Below are 16,295 nucleotides of genomic sequence, written 5' to 3' on the forward strand. Positions count from 1 at the left end.
CTCCATGACGTGGGCTACGCGCCGGATATCGTTGACACCGGCTTCCACCCCCTTGATGGAGCTCGCTGGCTGGTTCGGCAGGGTTTCCCGACTCGCCTTGCTGCCCTGGTAGCCCACCACTCGTGCGCTTTGTACGAAGCAAACGAACGCGGGTTCGGAAGTGTCTTGGCCGAGGAGTTTCCGCAAGAAATCTCTCCGACGGCTGACGCTCTGTGGTTCGCTGACATGACGACCGGACCCGACGGCCAGGATATGTCCGTCGTCGAGCGGTTGGCAGAGATTCGGAGGCGGTATGGTCCAAACCACATCGTCACCCGGTGCTGGCGACACGCGGAACCGGCGCTAATGGAGGTAGTACACCGTACGCAACAACGCCTCGCCGGTCAGCCGATATAGGGGTCACGGTTCCACTGGTAACCGTGGTCGATTCTTAGCCGCATGGACGGATGGATGTCCAATGTGTCGAGCTCGGCTCGGGCCACCCATCGAACCGCAGATGACTCATCGCTTGTCCTCGGTTCGCCACCCAGATATTCTGCACGGAAGCAGATTGAAGACTGCTGGCGAGCTTCACCATTCGAGTACTCGATCACATGATTCGGATTGGTGTAGATTCCCACAATTCCGGTGACCCGGATGTCAACCCCGGTTTCTTCCCGTGTCTCGCGCACGGCTGTTTCTGCGATGTATTCGCCGAAGTCTTGTGCACCGCCAGGGAGCGCCCACAGCCCATTGTCCGTGCGCCGAATCAGCAGGACCCGATCTTGATCGTCAACAACGAAGACTGTAACCGCGACAACGATACTGTTGGCCTTCGGGGCATCCGGGTTGTTGTAGTGCTCGATCCTAGCCATGACCCTAGCATGCCATTAGCCTCTGGCCAGACAGCACGGGACCAGCCGAGCACCCGGTTGAAGCTTGCCATGTAGTTGTCGAACAACTCACCCGACAACCTCCAGATGTGGAAAACAGGAGCGTGGGCAGCAGGCGCACCGAACAGATGAGCATTAACGATGCATTTCATCATAAAATCGAAAATCGAGTTGTGGAGCGTGGTGTCGTGGTAGTAGACACCAACGTTCTCGACGCCAGGAGCACAGTGTCGCCCGGCTTCAGGCCACCGGACTTGATCCGCTCGCGAATCTCGTCAGCGATCCGCCGATAGAACAGGGTGATTGGCACGGCGGTACTCCCTTGTCGGCGCCACCATCTGATCACCGTTATTTCGACAGGGTGGCCCTTCGTCGGTAAGCAGGGCATCTTTCCTGGGTTGTACGGCCCAGCGAACGTGTCGGGGCGGCTCGGAGCCACCAGTCAGTGACCCGCGACCCGCGCTGCTCGAACCGGCCGCCGAGGAAGGGATTGGCGGGCCGTTTCCAAACCACGGCAGCACGAATGAGACCGTGCCCCCGCACGGCCTCGTCCAGCTCGCGCAGGACGCCCTGCGGGGGACGGTCTCCCGAGCCGTCCGGGCTACGACAGTGGCGGATCCTGGGTCACGTACGTTCCCTTGCCCGGGTGGCCCTCGACAAGGCCACGGTCACGGAGGATCCGCAATGCCGCCTGGGCTGTCGAAATCCCGACCTTGTATTGCTCAGCGAGCTGAGCGTAGGTCGGCAGCTTGTCGCCAGGCGCCAACTCACCGGAACGGATCTGGTCGGTAATGCCGTTCACAACGCGCAGATAGTCAGGTGGTCTCGTCGTCATCAGGTGCTACTCCTCGCTCGGCACAACTAGTTGACCACGACAAGCAGCCCACGCACAAGACCAAGGTTGACCTAGTTAACTTGCGTGTGTAGCGTACGCGGCGTACGGAGCTCCTCGCTCGGCAGCTGGGGTTCCGTCCCCCCGGGTTGTACGGCCCGGAGCACGTGTCGGGGCGGCTCGGAGCCGCCGGTCAGTCCCCCGCAACCTGCACCGGTGGGACGGGCCGCCCCGGCACCTCAAACCACACCCCACGTGAGAGGAGATCGGCGTGACCGTGTCGGAAGCGGCGACGACGGAGGACGAGGAGACACCGGCGGAAACGAAAGACGGGACGGAGACGTCGGAGACCCCGCAGGCGGCGCGCACGGCGTACGCGGCGGAGGACGTCGCGGACGAGCTGCGCAAGGTGTTCCTGGCGGTCGTCGCGGCCTCGGCCCTGCTCGAACGGACCGGCAAGGGGTCGGCGCACCCGGCGCTGCGCCGGGCCGACCGCTGCGCCGAGGACGCGCTCAGCCTGGCCAGCCACGCCGAGGGCATGATCTACGAGGGGATCCGCGAGGTCCGCGAGCAGCTCGGCGAACTCACCGCGACCAGTGTCGGTGAGGTGGTCAGCGCGCTGGACGTGTCGCGTACCCGCCTCGCCGAGGCGGCCGAGCGGGTCGCCGGCTTCCCCGGGCGGCTCCGCGCCGCCGGTCAGCAGCTCCGCGACTCCACCGGCGCGGACGAGGTCGCCGGCCCCGCCCCCGAGAAGTGGTCGCACGCGGCCGACGATCTCCGCCTGATGACGGACGCCCTGATCGGGGCGGTCTCCGCGCTGGCGACGTACACCGATCGGCTGACCGGCGCGGCCAGCTAGAGCGTCTTCCGGCCGGCCTTCCCCCTGCGATCGGCCGGGAGCGGAAGAAGGGCCCGGGGCGGGTGCTGGGCTCCGGTCGTCGACTACCCGGGTGGTCGACGGGCGACCCCCGCCCGCCTCGGTGCCGCCGCTACTGCCAGGAAGGATCGACGTGACGCCTCCGACCGCGCGGGTCCTCGGCGAGCTGTCGCCGCCGCACGTCACCGCCCGGGACATCGCCCACGCCGTACGCGCGCTGCGCCTGCACTCCCCCGCGTCGGCGACGCCGGGTGCGCCCTGCCGGCGTGACTGGGCCGCGCACCCCTGCCTGCTGTACCGCTGGGGCCAGCGGGTCCTGGCCGCCCACGGCCTCACCGAACCGCAGATCGCCCTGCTGGCCGCCGGTGCCGACCTGGACGGCGGTGCGCGGTGATCTACCGCTCCGGGCAGCGCATCCTGTCCTATCAGGTCCGCGCCAAGACCTTCGGTCGCCGGCGCCGCGGCCTCGACCCCGACGAGGTATACGTCTACCTGCGCGACCTCGCCGACGAACGCCCTGATGGACCCCGGCACGGTCCGCTGGAACGGCTGTCCTCATCGAGGTGTGACGCGGAGCGGAAAGAGTCAGAATCAGACGATCGGCGAGGTGGCGAGCGGCGCCATGTCAGCGCTGCTTCAGCCTTTCTATCTGCTCCATGGTGGCCACCGGGATTCGGTTGGGCCGGCGGACGACCGGTCGGCTCCTGATTTTCGCCAACAGATCCTCGATCGGCTTGGCGTCGTCGTCACACAGGTCCACGCTCACCGCGCCGTCGTTGGACTTGATGGTATATGGGGAGGCATCCTTCGATCGATCGCCACAGATGTCACAAACAGTCAGGTTCAGCTTCGCCACACGTTCCCCCAGCATTCGGGCTTGTCTTCCTGTGACCGAGCTCATCGTAACAGGACGATCTTGTCGATTGACAATCCACGGATCCGCAGGAACAGTTGCATCTATTTCATGAGGCAACGAGTTCAGGGAACAGGCTCATGCCGGCGTCGAAAATCGTGAACGAGCAGGAAGTCCTCCGATGGTTCGAGGAGGGACGTTCTTATCAGTGGATGGTCGCGGAGTACAAGCGCAAGTACGACATCGACACGGTCCCGTCGATGTGGGGAAACTTCCGTCGCCGACGAGGCCTGCAGCGCCGTACCCACAGGGATGACGACCTGCTTCCCTGGGGCATGAAGGATGAGCACCGCTGGCTCTTTCCTGCCCAGATGCTCCGAGCCGAGGCACGCCGCCGCGCGGGTAAGCAGCTTCGCCCGCACGACGAGAAGCGACTTGCCAACTTCGTCGACCGGCTCAGGCGGGACGGCCTGGTCGTCCACTACGACCCGGACACGAAGGAAGGGTTCTTCTACGTGCCGGCTCGGGAGGGGATCGACACCGACCTGATCCGCAAGCCAGACCGTAAGACGAGCCCTCGCCTACGCGCGGACTGACCGGACGGCCCGACCCCGACCCGGCGACCGCGTTCCATCGGTGCCCGAACAGCGTCCGGGCCGGCCCGTGTGTGGGCCGGCCCGGACGTTCGACGGTCACGTGGACGTCGGGATCACACGGATGCCGGGATCACCGGCGGCGCCGGAGGTCGAACCGGTCGAGGTTCATCACCTTGACCCACGCCGCGACGAAGTCGTGCACGAACTTCTCCCGCGCGTCGTCACTGGCGTAGACCTCGGCGAGCGCGCGCAGCTCCGAGTTCGACCCGAAGACCAGGTCGACCCGGCTGGCCGTCCACCTGAGCTCGCCGGTGGCGGAGTCCCGGCCCTCGAAGGTGGTCGCCTCCTCGGAGGTCGGCTTCCACGTCGTACCCATGTCGAGCAGGTTGACGAAGAAGTCGTTGGTCAGCGCCCCGGGGTTGGTGGTGAAGACGCCCAGCGGCGACTGCTGGTAGTTCGCGCCCAGGACGCGCAGGCCGCCGATCAGGACCGTCATCTCGGGCGCGCTGAGGGTCAGCAGGTTCGCCTTGTCGATCAGCGCGTACTCGGCCGGGAGCCGGTTGCCCTTGCCGTAGTAGTTACGGAAGCCGTCCGCGGTCGGCTCCAGCACGGCGAAGGACTCCACGTCGGTCTGCTCCTGCAGCGCGTCGACGCGGCCCGGCGTGAAGGGCACCTCGACGGTGAAGCCGGCGTTCCGGGCCGCCTGCTCGACCGCCGCCGAGCCGGCGAGGACGATCAGGTCGGCGAGCGAGATGCGCTTGTTGCCGGTCTGGGACGCGTTGAACGCCTCCTGAATTCCCTCCAGGGTGCCGAGCACCTTCGCCAGCTCGTCCGGGTTGTTGACCTCCCAGCTCCGCTGCGGCTCCAGCCGGATGCGCGCCCCGTTGGCACCACCGCGCTTGTCGCTGCCCCGGAACGTCGACGCCGCGGCCCAGGCGGTGGAGACGAGCTGGGACACGGTCAGCCCCGAGGCGAGGATCTGCTGCTTGAGCGCGGCGATGTCCTTGTCGTCGACGAGCTCGTGGGTCAGCGGCGGCAGCGGGTCCTGCCACAGCAGCTGCTCGCTCGGGACCTCCGGGCCCAGGTAGCGGGTGACCGGCCCCATGTCGCGGTGGGTCAGCTTGAACCAGGCGCGGGCGAAGGCGTCCGCGAACTGGTCCGGGTTCTCCAGGAAGCGCCGGGAGATCTTCTCGTAGACCGGGTCGAACCGCAGCGCGAGGTCCGTGGTCAGCATCCGCGGCTCGCGCCGCTTCGTCGGGTCGTGCGCCTCGGGCACCATGTCGCTGCCCGCGCCGTTCTTCGGCCGCCACTGGTGCGCGCCGGCCGGCGACTTCATCAGCTCCCACTCGTACGCGAAGAGGATGTGGAAGAACTCGTTGTCCCACCGGGTCGGGTGGTAGGTCCAGGTGACCTCGAGCCCGCTGGTGATGGTGTCCGCGCCCTTGCCGGTACCGAAGCTGCTCTTCCAGCCCAGCCCCTGCTCCTCCAGCGGGGCCGCCTCGGGCTCGGGGCCGACGTGGTGGGCCGGGCCCGCGCCGTGGGTCTTGCCGAAGGTGTGGCCGCCGGCGATCAGCGCGACCGTCTCCTCGTCGTTCATCCCCATCCGGCCGAACGTCTCGCGGATGTCCCGGGCCGCCGCGACCGGGTCCGGGTTGCCGTTCGGGCCCTCCGGGTTGACGTAGATGAGGCCCATCTGCACCGCGGCGAGCGGCTGCTCCAGCTCGCGGTCACCGGTGTAGCGGGCGTCGCCGAGCCAGGTGGTCTCGGGGCCCCAGTAGACGTCCTCCTCCGGCTCCCAGACGTCCTCGCGGCCGCCGGCGAACCCGAAGGTCTTGAAGCCCATCGACTCCAGGGCGACGTTCCCGGCGAGGATCATGAGGTCGGCCCAGGAGATCTTCTGGCCGTACTTCTTCTTGACCGGCCACAGCAGGCGGCGTGCCTTGTCGAGGTTCGCGTTGTCCGGCCAGCTGTTCAGCGGCGCGAAACGCTGCTGTCCGCTGCCGGCGCCGCCGCGCCCGTCGCTGATCCGGTACGTCCCCGCGCTGTGCCAGGCCATCCGGATGATGAGCGGACCGTAGTGACCGAAGTCGGCCGGCCACCAGTCCTGGGGGGTGGTGAGCACCTCGGCGATGTCGCGCTTGACGGCGGCGAGGTCGAGGCTCTCGAACGCCTCGGCGTAGTTGAACTGCTCGCCGAGGGGGTTGGCCACGGCCGGGTTCTTGGCGAGGATCTTGAGGTTGAGCCGGTTCGGCCACCAGCCGTGGTTGCCACCGCCCGCGGTCGGATGCGGGGCGCGTCCGTGCGCGACCGGGCAACGGGACTCGCTGCCGGCCTCCGCGTCATGGACGACGGCGTCGTGGTTCTCGGACATCGAGATTCCTTCCGTGACGTGACGGATCAGAGGGATCGGGAGTTGCTTGCGGTGGAACACGCGGGGCAGTGACCCCAGTAGATGACCTCGGCCTCGTCGATCACAAAGCCCTGGTCGTCGGACGCGGTCAGGCATGGCGCCTCGCCGACGGCACAGTCGACGTCGGCGATCCGACCGCAGCTCCGGCACACGACGTGGTGGTGGTTGTCCCGGACCCGCGACTCGTAGCGCGCCACGGAGCCGGATGGCTGGATACGACGTACCAGGCCCGCCGCGGTCAACGCCCGCAGCGCGTCGTAGACGGCCTGGTGGGACACCTCGGGAAGTTCCCTGCGCACGGCACCGATGATCGACTCCGTGTCAGCGTGCGGATGCGCGTAGACAGCGCCCAGCACCGCCACCCGGGGCCGGGTCACGCGCAACGCGGCTCCGCGCAGCAGCTGCGGGAAGTCCATGGTCGGGGCCACGTCCCGAAGTCTGGTCAGTTTTCTGGAATGAGTCAAGAATATGGGCCCGACATCACCCCTACGCCTGAACGGGTCGCGGGGCATGCGGCATCCGTCGCCCAGACGGCGCCAACCGATACGATTCCGACAGGGCGGGATGATAGCACCCGCCCGGGGCGGATTCCCCGAGGTCGGACCGGGCGGAGCGCTACGGGGCGGCGCTGGTGTCGCGTCATCAGGCGCCGGCAACCCGGGACCCTTTGGTGACCACCCGCCCAGAGACGGTGGCCACCGCGCAGTGTCGAGACATCCTCAGCCGGCCGCAGCCGCCGCGTCCCTCAGGAATCCGAGCAGATCGTCGACCAGCTCGCCCGGCTCGGCGCCTCCCTTGCCCGCTCCCGTCAGGTGCCCGGCGAAGGCGAGATCGGCGGCTCCATGCGCCAGCGCGCGGAGCAACGCCGCTTGGCGGGCCGGGTCGCCGGGCGGGAGGGCACCACCGTCCTGGGCTCTGGCGACGAGATCGACGAAGGTGGTCTGCGCCACCGTCGCCGCATCGGCCAGCTCCTGCGACTCGATGGTCCATGGCCCGAACACGAGCTTGAATCGTGCCGGATACCGCAGCGCCCAGTCGAGGTAGTCGTGCAGCGCGGCGCGCAGCGCGGTCTGGGGCGTACGGGTGCGCCGGATCGACTCGCGCAGCGCCGCGCGCAGCCCGCGCAGCTCCCGGGCGGCCACCGCCGCCAACAGGGCCTGCTTGCCCGCGAAGTGCTTGTACGGCGCGTTGTGTGACACGCCCGCCAGGCGACCCACCTCGCGCAGCGTCACGGCCTCGACCCCGCCCTCGTCCAGAAGCCGGGCGGCCGCCTCCACCAGCGCCTCACGTGTGTTGGTCATCGCACCGTCCAGGTTGACGTTGTCAACCCAGGCACGTTAGGTTGACAGCATCAACCTAACAGGTCCGGACCTGGGCAAGGCGCAAGGAAGTGACACATGCCGTCCACGAAGAACGCCGTGGTTACCGGAGCCACCTCCGGCATCGGGGAGGCGATCGCTCGCAACCTCGCGACAGCGGGGATGCGGGTCGTCCTCGTCGGCCGCAGTGACGACCGGCTCCTCCAGGCTCGGCACCGTATCCTCGCCGACGTCCCACACGCCGACCTGCGGCTGGAACGCGCCGACCTGTCGCTGATCAGCGAGGTCCGCAGCCTTGCCAAGCGGGTGGCCGACCCGCCCCCGGACGTCGTGGTCAGCAACGCCGCGGTCATCGCCGGCATCGGGGATCGCACCGCCGAGGGGCACCACCCAACCCTGGCGACCAACCACCTCGCCCCCTATCTCCTCCTGCGTTCCCTGATCGAGCCCATCGGATCCCGTCCCGCGCGTTTCGTCGTGGTTGGCGCCTCACCGCGGGCGCTGGCACGGCTCCCGGTCGACGTCGACGACCTGGCGCGGAACGCCACCCATGATCTCGGGAAGGCGCGCAGCCTCCAGCCGCTCGTCGTCTACGGGCGTACCAAGAACATGAACGCCATGTTGGTCTATGCCCTCGCTCGCCGGCTCCGCGGCACCAAGATCACGGTCAACGGCGCGCACCCCGGCGTCATCCGAGGGACCAACCTCGGGCACGGCCACAACCGCGGTCTGCTGTGGGCGTTCGGGACGATCTCGCAGCTGCTGGTCTCGCCGGGTGGCCCGGAGGCGGGCGCCGACACGCCAACCTGGCTGGCAACCGCGCCCGAACTCGACGGCGTCACCGGACAGTTCTTCGTCAAGCGCAAGGCCGTCGCCACCGCACCGCACACCACCGACCCCGCACGCTGCGACCGACTCTGGGACGAGAGCGCCCGCCTCGTCGGTGAGCCAGCCACCCTCTGAGCCCAACGTCTCCGGCCCGAGCCCCGCCCCTCCGGCGGGCACGTCCCCCGCACATCCTCAGGCCGCGATCGGCGCGGTCGCCGCCGCCTACGGCTACCCGGTCAACACCGAGTTCGGCGGACACGGAGTCGGCCGCACCATGCACGAGAGCCCTCACGTGTCCAACCAGGGTCGTCCGGACCGTGGCCTGCGGCTGCACCCCGGTCTGACGATCGCGATCGAGCCCTGGCTCGCCCGGGGCACAGACAGAATCGTTCTTGACCGGGAGGGCTGGACGATCCGCTCCGCCGACGGCTCGCGTACCACCCACTCCGAGCTCACGGTCGCCGTCACCCAAACCGCCCCTGATGCTCTCACCCGTCGCCCCGGGCGATCACGCGAGCGGCTGGCGACGGCCGGGGCGGCCCGGACATCCGCCTCCAGGGTTGACCGATCCGGCCACGCGAGTCGCCGCTGAACCGAAGGCAGGCGGCCACCGGCCGCCTCGCTTACCGCATGGCTGGCAGCGCTCGCCGCTGCCACGAGGTCAGCTCGCTGACGCACCGCGCCCGGGTCCGGGCGGCCGTCGCCGGTGCGGTTGTCGACGACGGCCGCCCGGGACCCTCCCGCACCCCGGGGCCCGCGGGAGGCTGTCGCGGTCGGACCGGTTCCGGAGCATCCGGAGACGCAACGGTGGGGGACACCTCCGGGGCCGGGTGGGGACGGTGGCGCCGTGATCACGGGCTGGTACAGGTCAGCGACGGTGACGATGGGCTGCCGCCGCCGAGGAAACCGAACGTGGTCGAGCCGGACGCCGGGAGCGAGCCGTTGTACGGGGCGTTGCGCACCGAGACGGTCGAGCCCGTGATACTCACCTCGCCGTTCCAGACCTGGCTGATGGTCTGACCGCTGCCGAGAGTCCACCGTACGGTCCAGCCGTTGATCGCCGAGCTGCCCGCGGTGATCGTCACCTCGCCCTGGAAGCCACCCGGCCACGAGTTGGTCGTCCGATAGGTGGCGGTACAGGCGCCACCCGGTGCCGGGGTCGTCGTCGGGGCGGTGGTCGACGGAGTGGTCGGACCGACTGTCGGGTTCGATGACGTGCTGGTCGGAGGCGTCGTCGGCAGGCCGGGCGGCAGCAACGGGCAGGTGCTGCGGTACGTGACCACGCCGGTGGAGTCCATCAGCGGGCACAGGAACTGGCTGTACCGGGTGTCGTTGTCCAGGAAGATCTTGACGAACGGCAGCATCGTCCGGATCATCACCTGGTTCGGCCGTCCGACCGGGAACCCGTGGTCGCCTCCGGCGATCTCCAGGTACGCGCTCTCCGTCGTCGCCGGCAGGCTGTTGTACAGGTTGGTGACGTAGGACGGGCTGACCACCGTGTCCTGCTGTCCCGCAAAGACCATCGTGGGTACCCGGTCGTTGGCCAGGTTCGACGAGGGCAGGAACGGCGCGAGTCCGACCGCGGCCTTCAACGACGGCCGACGAATGGCCGCGTTCAACGCGCCGCCGCCGCCCATGGAGTGACCGGACACCGCCAGCCGGTTCGGATCGACCCGGGTGCGGACCGGACTCTGCTGGGTGAGGTAGTCCAACGCGGCGAGCAACTGCGTGCCCCGGGCCTCGTCGAAGTCGTTCCGGCTGTTGGTTTCGATGCCGATCACGACGAACCCGTGGGACGCCAGCCAGGGCCCCATCCAGGCCAGCTCGGCGGAGAACAGGGCCGTGTAGCCAGGCGAGATCGCGATCCCGCCGAACGTCCCCTGACTGGTGTCCGTCGGGTAGTAGATCATGCCGCCGCCGAAGCCGTACCCGGCGGGGACACTGACCGAGGCGGTGGCGAACGGTCCGTTCACCGCCGCGACGCTGGCCGGGGTGGGGTCGGGGCCCCGCTGGTACGGGTTGTCGGCAGCCGAGGCCGACCCGGTCGTCACCACCGTGGTGAGCAGCCCGAGGACGAGCGCGATTCCGGCTGCGGCGAGCGCGAGCAGTCGTCTTCGGGAGCCGGGGACGATCCGGTCGGTGCCTCCCGGGGGCGGGAGGTGCTGGACGTCTGGACGCACTGTCGGTACCTCCTATCTGTGGTGGGGTGCGGGCCCGGGACCGCGCCGCCGGGTGGTGGTCCGGTCGACGCGGTGCCGGGCCCGCCTTCCGGCAACCGCCCGCGCGGTACGCGGTAGAGGGCGAACGCCGCTCGGGCGGATGGGTGCTGGGAAGCTTTCCGTGGGACCACGGCGGGCTCGCCGCGCCGAGCCCACCGCGTCTCCTCTGCCCGATCGTGAGTCGCGGATGGACAGACCGTCCGGGTCAGGCGATCAGCGTTGCAGGGTCAGCAGACCCGGCCGGTACGGCAACAGGTTGTAGTCGCCGCCCGAGTCGGGGGACCGTCCCTGGTAGAGCAGTTGCAGGTTGCAGGGGTCGACGGTCATGGTCTGGTCGGGGTTGCTGCGGATCAGCTCGCCGTGGCTGATGTCGTTGGTCCAGGTGGCACCGCTGTTGGCCTTGCCGGCGAAGGGGTTGCTCTCACTGGCGGCCTGCGGGGTCCACGTACCACCGAGGCTGGTGGCGGTGAACGAGCGGAAGTAGCGGCCCTGCGCGCCGATCGCCTCGACGAGCATCAGGTACCGGTTCTCGCCCTGCAGCTTGTAGACCTGGACTCCTTCGAACAGGTTGTTCCTCGAGTCGCTCATGATGACCGTCGAGGTCGAGCCGAAGCTTCCGGGGAAGTTTCCGATCGGCATGCTCGCGCGGTAGATCCGGCCGTTGTCCCCGGCGAAGAACAGGTACATGGTGGTGTCGTCGCCGATGAGGGCCTGGTCGATGGGCCCGGTGCTGGAGTCGGAGATGCTGCCGGAGAAGAGCGTCTGCGGCGCCGACCAGCTGTTCACGTTGGTCGGGTCGGTCGACGTCCGGTAGGAGAACGCCGGCCCGCCCCACTGGTAGGCCAGCACCCAGATGTTCCGCGGGGCGAAGTAGAACAGCGTCGGCGCGACGGCCGCGAACGGCATCGGGTTCTGGCTGGCCGAGGCCATGTCCGACCAGTTGGTGAACAGGCCGAAGTTCATCGAACCCCACGAGGTCCCGGTGTCGTGCGTCGTGGCGTAGACGAGGTGCCGGCCGTTGTACGGGGCATGGGTGAAGTCCTTCAGCGACACCCACCCGGACCTCGGCTGCGCCAGCGGGCCCGTCGACGTCCACCGGTACGTGGAGGGAAGCGCACACGAGCCGCCTGGCGGCGTCGTCGGTGCCGTGGTGGGGGTCCCGCCACCGACGCGGACGAGCTGCCACTGCTGGTTGGCGCCGCCCCAGTCGTCGTACTGCACGACGGCGCCGCCGTCAGCGGTCGAGGCGCCCTGGACCTCCACCGCCTTGCCGCTGTTCCGATTGATCAGGCGGACGTAGCCGCCGTCCGAGTTGACCAGCCGGAACTGCTGGTTGGCCCCGTTGTGGTCCGACCACTGCACGATCGCGGCGCCGTTGGCGGTCGACCAGTTGTAGACGTCCAGCACCTTGCCCGAGTGCCGGGCCCGGATCCGGTAGTAGCCGTCGCCCGACTCGACGAACTGCCACTGCTGGTTCTGCCCGCCGTGTCGGGCGTACTGCTGGACGCAGGCGCCGTCGGCGGTGGACACCCCGCACACGTCCAGCGCCTTGCCACTGTTGCGGTTCACCAGCTCGTACCAGGCGTTCGGGTCGATCGTTCCCGGGGGCGGTGTGGTGGGGGTCGTCGTCGGCGTGGCCGTCGGGGTGGGCGTGGGGTCGGCACTGTTCAGCGCCTGGAGCACGGCGTCGTACGCCTGCTTCTTGTTGCCGTTGCCGTCGAAGAGCAGCGGAGTGCCGTAGGACCGCCAGGAGTCGGTGTCCCGAATGCCCCAGACGGTGATACCGGTGCAGCGGGGCACCGCGAGACAGTCGTTGACCACGTTGCGGTAGGTGTTGGCCTGCGTCGCGCCCGAGCCTTCGATGTCCAGCTCGGTGATCTGCACGTCAACCCCGAGGGCGGCGAAGTTCTGCAGCGTGGTGCGGTAGTTGCTCGGGTAGGGCGAGTTGGCGTTGAAGTGCGACTGGAAACCGACGCAGTCGATCGGAACGCCACGCTGCTTGAAGTCCCGCACCATGGCGTAGACGGCCTGGGTCTTGGCCCAGGTCCAGTTGTCCGTGTTGTAGTCGTTGTAGCAGAGCTTCGCGTCGGGGTCGGCGCTTCGCGCGGCACGGAACGCCGCCTCGATCCAGTCGTTACCGGTGCGCTGCAGGTTGCTGTTGCGACGGGCGCCGCTGTTGCCGTCCTCGAACGCCTCGTTCACGACATCCCAGGAGGCGATCTTGCCGCGGTAGTAGGTGACGACCCGGTTGATGTGGTTGAGCATCGCCTGCCGCAGCGCGGTACCCTCCATGCCCTGCATCCAGCCCGGCTGCTGGGAGTGCCAGGCGAGGGTGTGGCCGCGTACCTGCCAACCTCGGCTGAGGGCGTGGTTGACGATCCGGTCCGCGTTGCCGAAGGTGAAGTTGTTCTGCTGCGGCTCGGTCGCGTCGATCTTCATCTCGTTCTCGGCGGTGACCGAGTTGAACTCCCGGTTGAGGATGCCGACATAGGTGGAGTCGGAGAGCTTGTTCGCCGCTACCGCGGTGCCGAAGTACCGGCCCGACCGAGCGGCGGCTGCGCCGAGGGTGGTTTCCGCGGCTTCGGCGAGACTGGGCAGCAGCGCCACAACCACGACCGCGGCGATCGCGGCCGCTCCGGCGGCCAAGGGTGTTCGACGTTGACGCCCGGCGGGACGGATCCTGGAGATCATCTAATCCTCCAAGGCGGGACGGGACGAGGTTGAGCCGGCTTGCGGGCAAGCGCCGTTGAGCTGTTGGTCCGGCCATCCGGCCAACCGCGACTGATCGCGGAGGTAGACCGGAGCGGTGATCGGCCTGGGCACCTCCGGTACGTCCGTGACCGCTCAGCGGCACCCCGACTGTTAGCGCTAACAAAGATGGAGATAGATTTTCAGAAAATTCTCGGATTTTCAAGCGAAAGTTTTGGATCTACTTGGCCAGGATCGGCCGTGGCCCGGCAGACCTCGGAGCGAGAAGCCCGATATCCCAGCTCATCGAGGTACCGATGCATCCCTGGACACGGGGCACCCCGCCGGTCCGGCACTGGTTGACCCGGCTCAGCCGAGGCGATTGGCCGACGGTCAGGGCGGTTCGCCCGATACGACGGCTTGGAGGATCACGTCGAGGGACGTGGTCACCAGCGCCGCTTTGTCCACGTTCACACCGGGCAGCCGCGCGTCGCCCCCAACGGTCGCTATGTCGTCGTGACCTGCGCGAGTAGCCCGTCGACGAAGGCACGCAATCCCTCGGCGTAGGTGTCCTGCGCGGCCAGCGGCGCCCACTGATCGCCGATGGCGGCCAGGCGTGGCAGCTGGGACACGCTGAGTCCGTCGGGGACGCTGTCGTTGCCGAAGGACTGTTTGCCGGCGGAGTGCGCGCGGACGAGGATCTCGCCGACCGTGTAGTACCAGATGCTGCGGAAGACGTAGACGGCCCTGCTGGGGCTGCATCCGGAATCGATGGCTCCGGCGACGATGGCCTCGACCAACCACCGCGCCGAGTCGCTGAGGCGGGCGAGGAACCCGTCGGTGGTGAGGATCTCGGCGGCCCAGGTCCAGTCCTTGAGGGCGTCATGGATCGCGATGGCGGCGGCGATGATGCGATTCCGTGGTTCGCTGGGTAGTTCGGGACGCGGCATCTGGTCCGCGTACTCGTGAAGCAGCAGGAGTAGCAGGTCCTCCTTGTCCTTCACGTGGTGGTACAGGGTCGTCGGCGCGATGCCCATCTCGGCGGCCAACCGCCGGATGCTGAGCTTCTCCCATCCGTGTGCGTCGATGAGCTGACGCGCTGCCGCGAGTATCTGCCTGCGGGACGTCAGAGGTGGACGGCCGGTGCGTCCGCTCGGGGAACGGGATGTCGCCACCGTCCCATCATGCCCTTCCCTTCTCCGAACCAGGGTGCCCCGCCCCGTGGCCGCGCGGCGGCAGCCCGCGCGGTGCTACTTTAGGAACGCGTTCGAAAAGTTGGGAGGTCGAGCTACGGTGACGAACAGGGCGTCAGCAACCGAGAGATCAGTCAGCGACGGAGCCACCCGACCAGGCCTGCTCCTCGCCGCGGTGGCCGTCGTGCAGTTCATGGTGTCGCTGGACCTGTCGGTCGTGAACGTCGGTCTCCCGAAGATCGCGGTCGCGCTCGGCTTCAGCCCACTGGGTCTGACCTGGGTCATCCACGCCTACGCGCTGACGTTCGGCGGCCTCCTCCTGCTGGGAGGCAAGCTCGCCGACCGATTCGGTCGCAAACGGATCCTGCTGATCGGACTCGGCGTGTTCTTCGTCGCCTCCCTCGCCGGCGGCTTCGCGCAGGAGCCCGGACAACTCGTCGCCGCCCGCGCCGCGCAGGGCGTCGGAGCCGCCGCGCTGGCTCCGGCCGCGCTGGCGTTGCTCTCCTCGACATTTCCCTCGGGCGAGGCCCGGGTCAAGGCCTTCGGCGTGTGGGCGGCGATGAACGCCGCCGGTGGCGCCCTCGGCGTCCTGATCGGTGGCGTCCTCACCGAGTACGCCGGCTGGCAGTGGGTGATGTTCCTCAGTGCCCCGATGTCCGCTGTCGCGTTCGCACTGGCCTGGCGCGGCATCGCGCACGACGTTCCCAGCGCGCCCGCGGGCCGTCCCGACGTACTGGGCGCCGTTCTGGCCACGGCGGGCATGACCCTGCTCGTGTTCGGCGTCGTTCGCACCGACCGGTACGGGTGGTCCTCGGCGCGTACCCTGATCACCCTCGCGGTCGCCGTCGTGCTGCTGGCCGCGTTCATCGTCGTCGAGCGGACCACCACGCGTGACCCGCTGATCCGACTCGGACTGTTCGCCAACCGCGCGGTCGCCGGAGCCAACGGCTACAACTTCCTCCTCGGCGCCGCCATGGCCTCGTCCTTCTTCTTCGTCTCGCTCTACCTGCAGGGCGTGCTCGGACACGGCCCGGCCCTGACCGGCCTGCAGTTCCTGCCGTTCGCGCTCGGTGTGGCGGTCGGCTCCGTGATAGCCATCAAGCTCGGGTACCGCGTCGCTCCCCGGGTTCTCCTGATCGGCGGCGGACTGATGACCGCGGCAGGGTTCGCCTGGTTCAGCGGGATGAGCGTCCACGGCTCCTTTCTCTCCGACGTCCTCGGCCCGGAGATCGTCGCCAGCATCGGATTCGGCCTCTGCCTCGGGCCGGTCGTCTCCACCGCCACCGCCGGTGTCGATCCCACCGAGAGCGGTGCCGCCTCCGCCCTGCTCAACAGCTCACGCCAGGTGGGCGCCTCGTTCGGCCTGGCCGCCCTCAGCACCGCCGCCGAGCATCGCACCGGGGACGTGGCCTCGCTGGAGGCTGTCAACGACGGGTACCGGCTCGGCATGTCGCTCGGCGCCGCACTCCTGATCGGCGCCGTCCTCATCGCCATCGTCGTGCTACGCCGGCCTGGGCGCGTGCCGGCGTCCGTGGACCAGAGCGACCTGACCCGATCGCCGAGCGTGACCATCCGGTAGCGCCGGCCACCGCGACGTGACCCGTACGG

General features: G+C 68.7%; 16 protein-coding genes. 7 read left to right on the forward strand and 9 right to left on the reverse strand.

All coding sequences use genetic code 11. From position 1 onward, the window contains the following. Nucleotides 1-383: 383 nt before the first annotated feature. Complete coding sequence (locus tag EF879_RS26285; protein ID WP_123563224.1) at nucleotides 384-854, reverse strand: NUDIX hydrolase; 471 nt, start codon at nucleotides 852-854, stop codon at nucleotides 384-386. A gap of 619 nt (nucleotides 855-1,473) precedes the next feature. Then, complete coding sequence (locus tag EF879_RS26290) at nucleotides 1,474-1,707, reverse strand: winged helix-turn-helix domain-containing protein (RefSeq protein WP_123563226.1); 234 nt, start codon at nucleotides 1,705-1,707, stop codon at nucleotides 1,474-1,476. A 268-nt stretch (nucleotides 1,708-1,975) separates the two neighbouring features. Between EF879_RS26290 and EF879_RS26295 the strand changes: the two genes are divergently transcribed. The 3 genes from EF879_RS26295 (at nucleotide 1,976) to EF879_RS26305 (ending at nucleotide 3,289) form a co-directional block, all read left to right on the forward strand. Beyond that, complete coding sequence (locus EF879_RS26295; RefSeq protein WP_123563228.1) at nucleotides 1,976-2,563, forward strand: hypothetical protein; 588 nt, start codon at nucleotides 1,976-1,978, stop codon at nucleotides 2,561-2,563. Between the two features lie 151 nt (nucleotides 2,564-2,714). Then, a complete protein-coding gene (locus EF879_RS26300; RefSeq protein WP_123563230.1) occupies nucleotides 2,715-2,975 on the forward strand; it encodes a hypothetical protein in 261 nt (86 codons plus the stop codon). Further along, nucleotides 2,972-3,289 (forward strand): DivIVA domain-containing protein, encoded by a 318-nt coding sequence (locus EF879_RS26305; RefSeq protein ID WP_123563232.1) that lies wholly within the window; start codon nucleotides 2,972-2,974, stop codon nucleotides 3,287-3,289. The genes EF879_RS26300 and EF879_RS26305 overlap by 4 nt, the downstream gene beginning before the upstream one ends. On the opposite strand, the gene EF879_RS27815 is transcribed toward EF879_RS26305, so the two are convergent. Continuing rightward, on the reverse strand, nucleotides 3,207-3,437 hold the full coding sequence (locus tag EF879_RS27815) for a hypothetical protein (RefSeq protein WP_199736625.1): 231 nt from the start codon (nucleotides 3,435-3,437) through the stop codon (nucleotides 3,207-3,209). The two genes, EF879_RS26305 and EF879_RS27815, sit on opposite strands and share 83 nt — an antisense overlap. 137 nt (nucleotides 3,438-3,574) lie before the next feature. Here EF879_RS27815 and EF879_RS26310 point away from each other — a divergent pair, with 137 nt between their 5' ends. Continuing rightward, nucleotides 3,575-4,030 carry a hypothetical protein gene (locus EF879_RS26310; RefSeq protein WP_123563233.1) on the forward strand — a complete coding sequence of 152 codons (456 nt, stop codon included), beginning with the start codon at nucleotides 3,575-3,577 and terminating at the stop codon, nucleotides 4,028-4,030. Between the two features lie 130 nt (nucleotides 4,031-4,160). Here the strand turns inward: EF879_RS26310 and katG are convergent, their stop codons facing one another. The 3 genes from katG to EF879_RS26325 all read right to left on the reverse strand — a co-directional run bounded on the left by katG (nucleotide 4,161) and on the right by EF879_RS26325 (nucleotide 7,741). Beyond that, a complete protein-coding gene (gene katG, locus EF879_RS26315) occupies nucleotides 4,161-6,401 on the reverse strand; it encodes a catalase/peroxidase HPI (RefSeq protein ID WP_123563235.1) in 2,241 nt (746 codons plus the stop codon). A 26-nt stretch (nucleotides 6,402-6,427) separates the two neighbouring features. Continuing rightward, on the reverse strand, nucleotides 6,428-6,856 hold the full coding sequence (locus EF879_RS26320) for a Fur family transcriptional regulator (RefSeq protein ID WP_123563266.1): 429 nt from the start codon (nucleotides 6,854-6,856) through the stop codon (nucleotides 6,428-6,430). 303 nt (nucleotides 6,857-7,159) lie between these two features. After that, a complete protein-coding gene (locus EF879_RS26325; RefSeq protein WP_123563237.1) occupies nucleotides 7,160-7,741 on the reverse strand; it encodes a TetR/AcrR family transcriptional regulator in 582 nt (193 codons plus the stop codon). 96 nt (nucleotides 7,742-7,837) lie between these two features. On the opposite strand from EF879_RS26325, the gene EF879_RS28415 reads away from it, so the two are divergent. Both EF879_RS28415 and EF879_RS28420 read left to right on the forward strand, forming a co-directional pair. Beyond that, complete coding sequence (locus tag EF879_RS28415) at nucleotides 7,838-8,722, forward strand: SDR family NAD(P)-dependent oxidoreductase (RefSeq protein ID WP_123563239.1); 885 nt, start codon at nucleotides 7,838-7,840, stop codon at nucleotides 8,720-8,722. Continuing rightward, nucleotides 8,703-9,179 carry a M24 family metallopeptidase gene (locus EF879_RS28420; protein WP_123563241.1) on the forward strand — a complete coding sequence of 159 codons (477 nt, stop codon included), beginning with the start codon at nucleotides 8,703-8,705 and terminating at the stop codon, nucleotides 9,177-9,179. The genes EF879_RS28415 and EF879_RS28420 overlap by 20 nt, the downstream gene beginning before the upstream one ends. A 259-nt stretch (nucleotides 9,180-9,438) precedes the next feature. Here the strand turns inward: EF879_RS28420 and EF879_RS26340 are convergent, their stop codons facing one another. The 3 genes from EF879_RS26340 to EF879_RS26350 form a co-directional block, all read right to left on the reverse strand. Beyond that, nucleotides 9,439-10,767, reverse strand: a complete 1,329-nt coding sequence (locus tag EF879_RS26340) for a cellulose binding domain-containing protein (RefSeq protein ID WP_233604767.1) — start codon at nucleotides 10,765-10,767, stop codon at nucleotides 9,439-9,441. A gap of 252 nt (nucleotides 10,768-11,019) precedes the next feature. Continuing rightward, nucleotides 11,020-13,497, reverse strand: coding sequence for a non-reducing end alpha-L-arabinofuranosidase family hydrolase (locus tag EF879_RS26345; RefSeq protein WP_123563243.1), 2,478 nt, complete (start codon nucleotides 13,495-13,497; stop codon nucleotides 11,020-11,022). A 503-nt stretch (nucleotides 13,498-14,000) separates the two neighbouring features. Next, complete coding sequence (locus EF879_RS26350) at nucleotides 14,001-14,669, reverse strand: TetR/AcrR family transcriptional regulator (protein WP_199736622.1); 669 nt, start codon at nucleotides 14,667-14,669, stop codon at nucleotides 14,001-14,003. A gap of 202 nt (nucleotides 14,670-14,871) precedes the next feature. On the opposite strand from EF879_RS26350, the gene EF879_RS26355 reads away from it, so the two are divergent. After that, complete coding sequence (locus EF879_RS26355) at nucleotides 14,872-16,266, forward strand: MFS transporter (RefSeq protein ID WP_199736623.1); 1,395 nt, start codon at nucleotides 14,872-14,874, stop codon at nucleotides 16,264-16,266. The last annotated feature ends 29 nt before the right edge of the window (nucleotides 16,267-16,295 follow it).

Source organism: Micromonospora sp. HM5-17, from assembly GCF_003762835.1.
GTDB lineage: Bacteria > Actinomycetota > Actinomycetes > Mycobacteriales > Micromonosporaceae > Plantactinospora.

Excerpts from the sequence above, each read along its gene's own strand:
- EF879_RS26285 (WP_123563224.1), bottom strand. The coding sequence starts at position 854 with ATGGCTAGGATCGAGCACTACAACAACCCGGATGCCCCGAAGGCCAAC.
- EF879_RS26290 (WP_123563226.1), bottom strand. The coding sequence starts at position 1,707 with ATGACGACGAGACCACCTGACTATCTGCGCGTTGTGAACGGCATTACC.
- EF879_RS26310 (WP_123563233.1), top strand. The coding sequence starts at position 3,575 with ATGCCGGCGTCGAAAATCGTGAACGAGCAGGAAGTCCTCCGATGGTTC.
- katG (WP_123563235.1), bottom strand. The coding sequence starts at position 6,401 with ATGTCCGAGAACCACGACGCCGTCGTCCATGACGCGGAGGCCGGCAGC.
- EF879_RS26320 (WP_123563266.1), bottom strand. The coding sequence starts at position 6,856 with ATGGACTTCCCGCAGCTGCTGCGCGGAGCCGCGTTGCGCGTGACCCGG.
- EF879_RS26325 (WP_123563237.1), bottom strand. The coding sequence starts at position 7,741 with ATGACCAACACACGTGAGGCGCTGGTGGAGGCGGCCGCCCGGCTTCTG.
- EF879_RS28415 (WP_123563239.1), top strand. The coding sequence starts at position 7,838 with ATGCCGTCCACGAAGAACGCCGTGGTTACCGGAGCCACCTCCGGCATC.
- EF879_RS26345 (WP_123563243.1), bottom strand. The coding sequence starts at position 13,497 with ATGATCTCCAGGATCCGTCCCGCCGGGCGTCAACGTCGAACACCCTTG.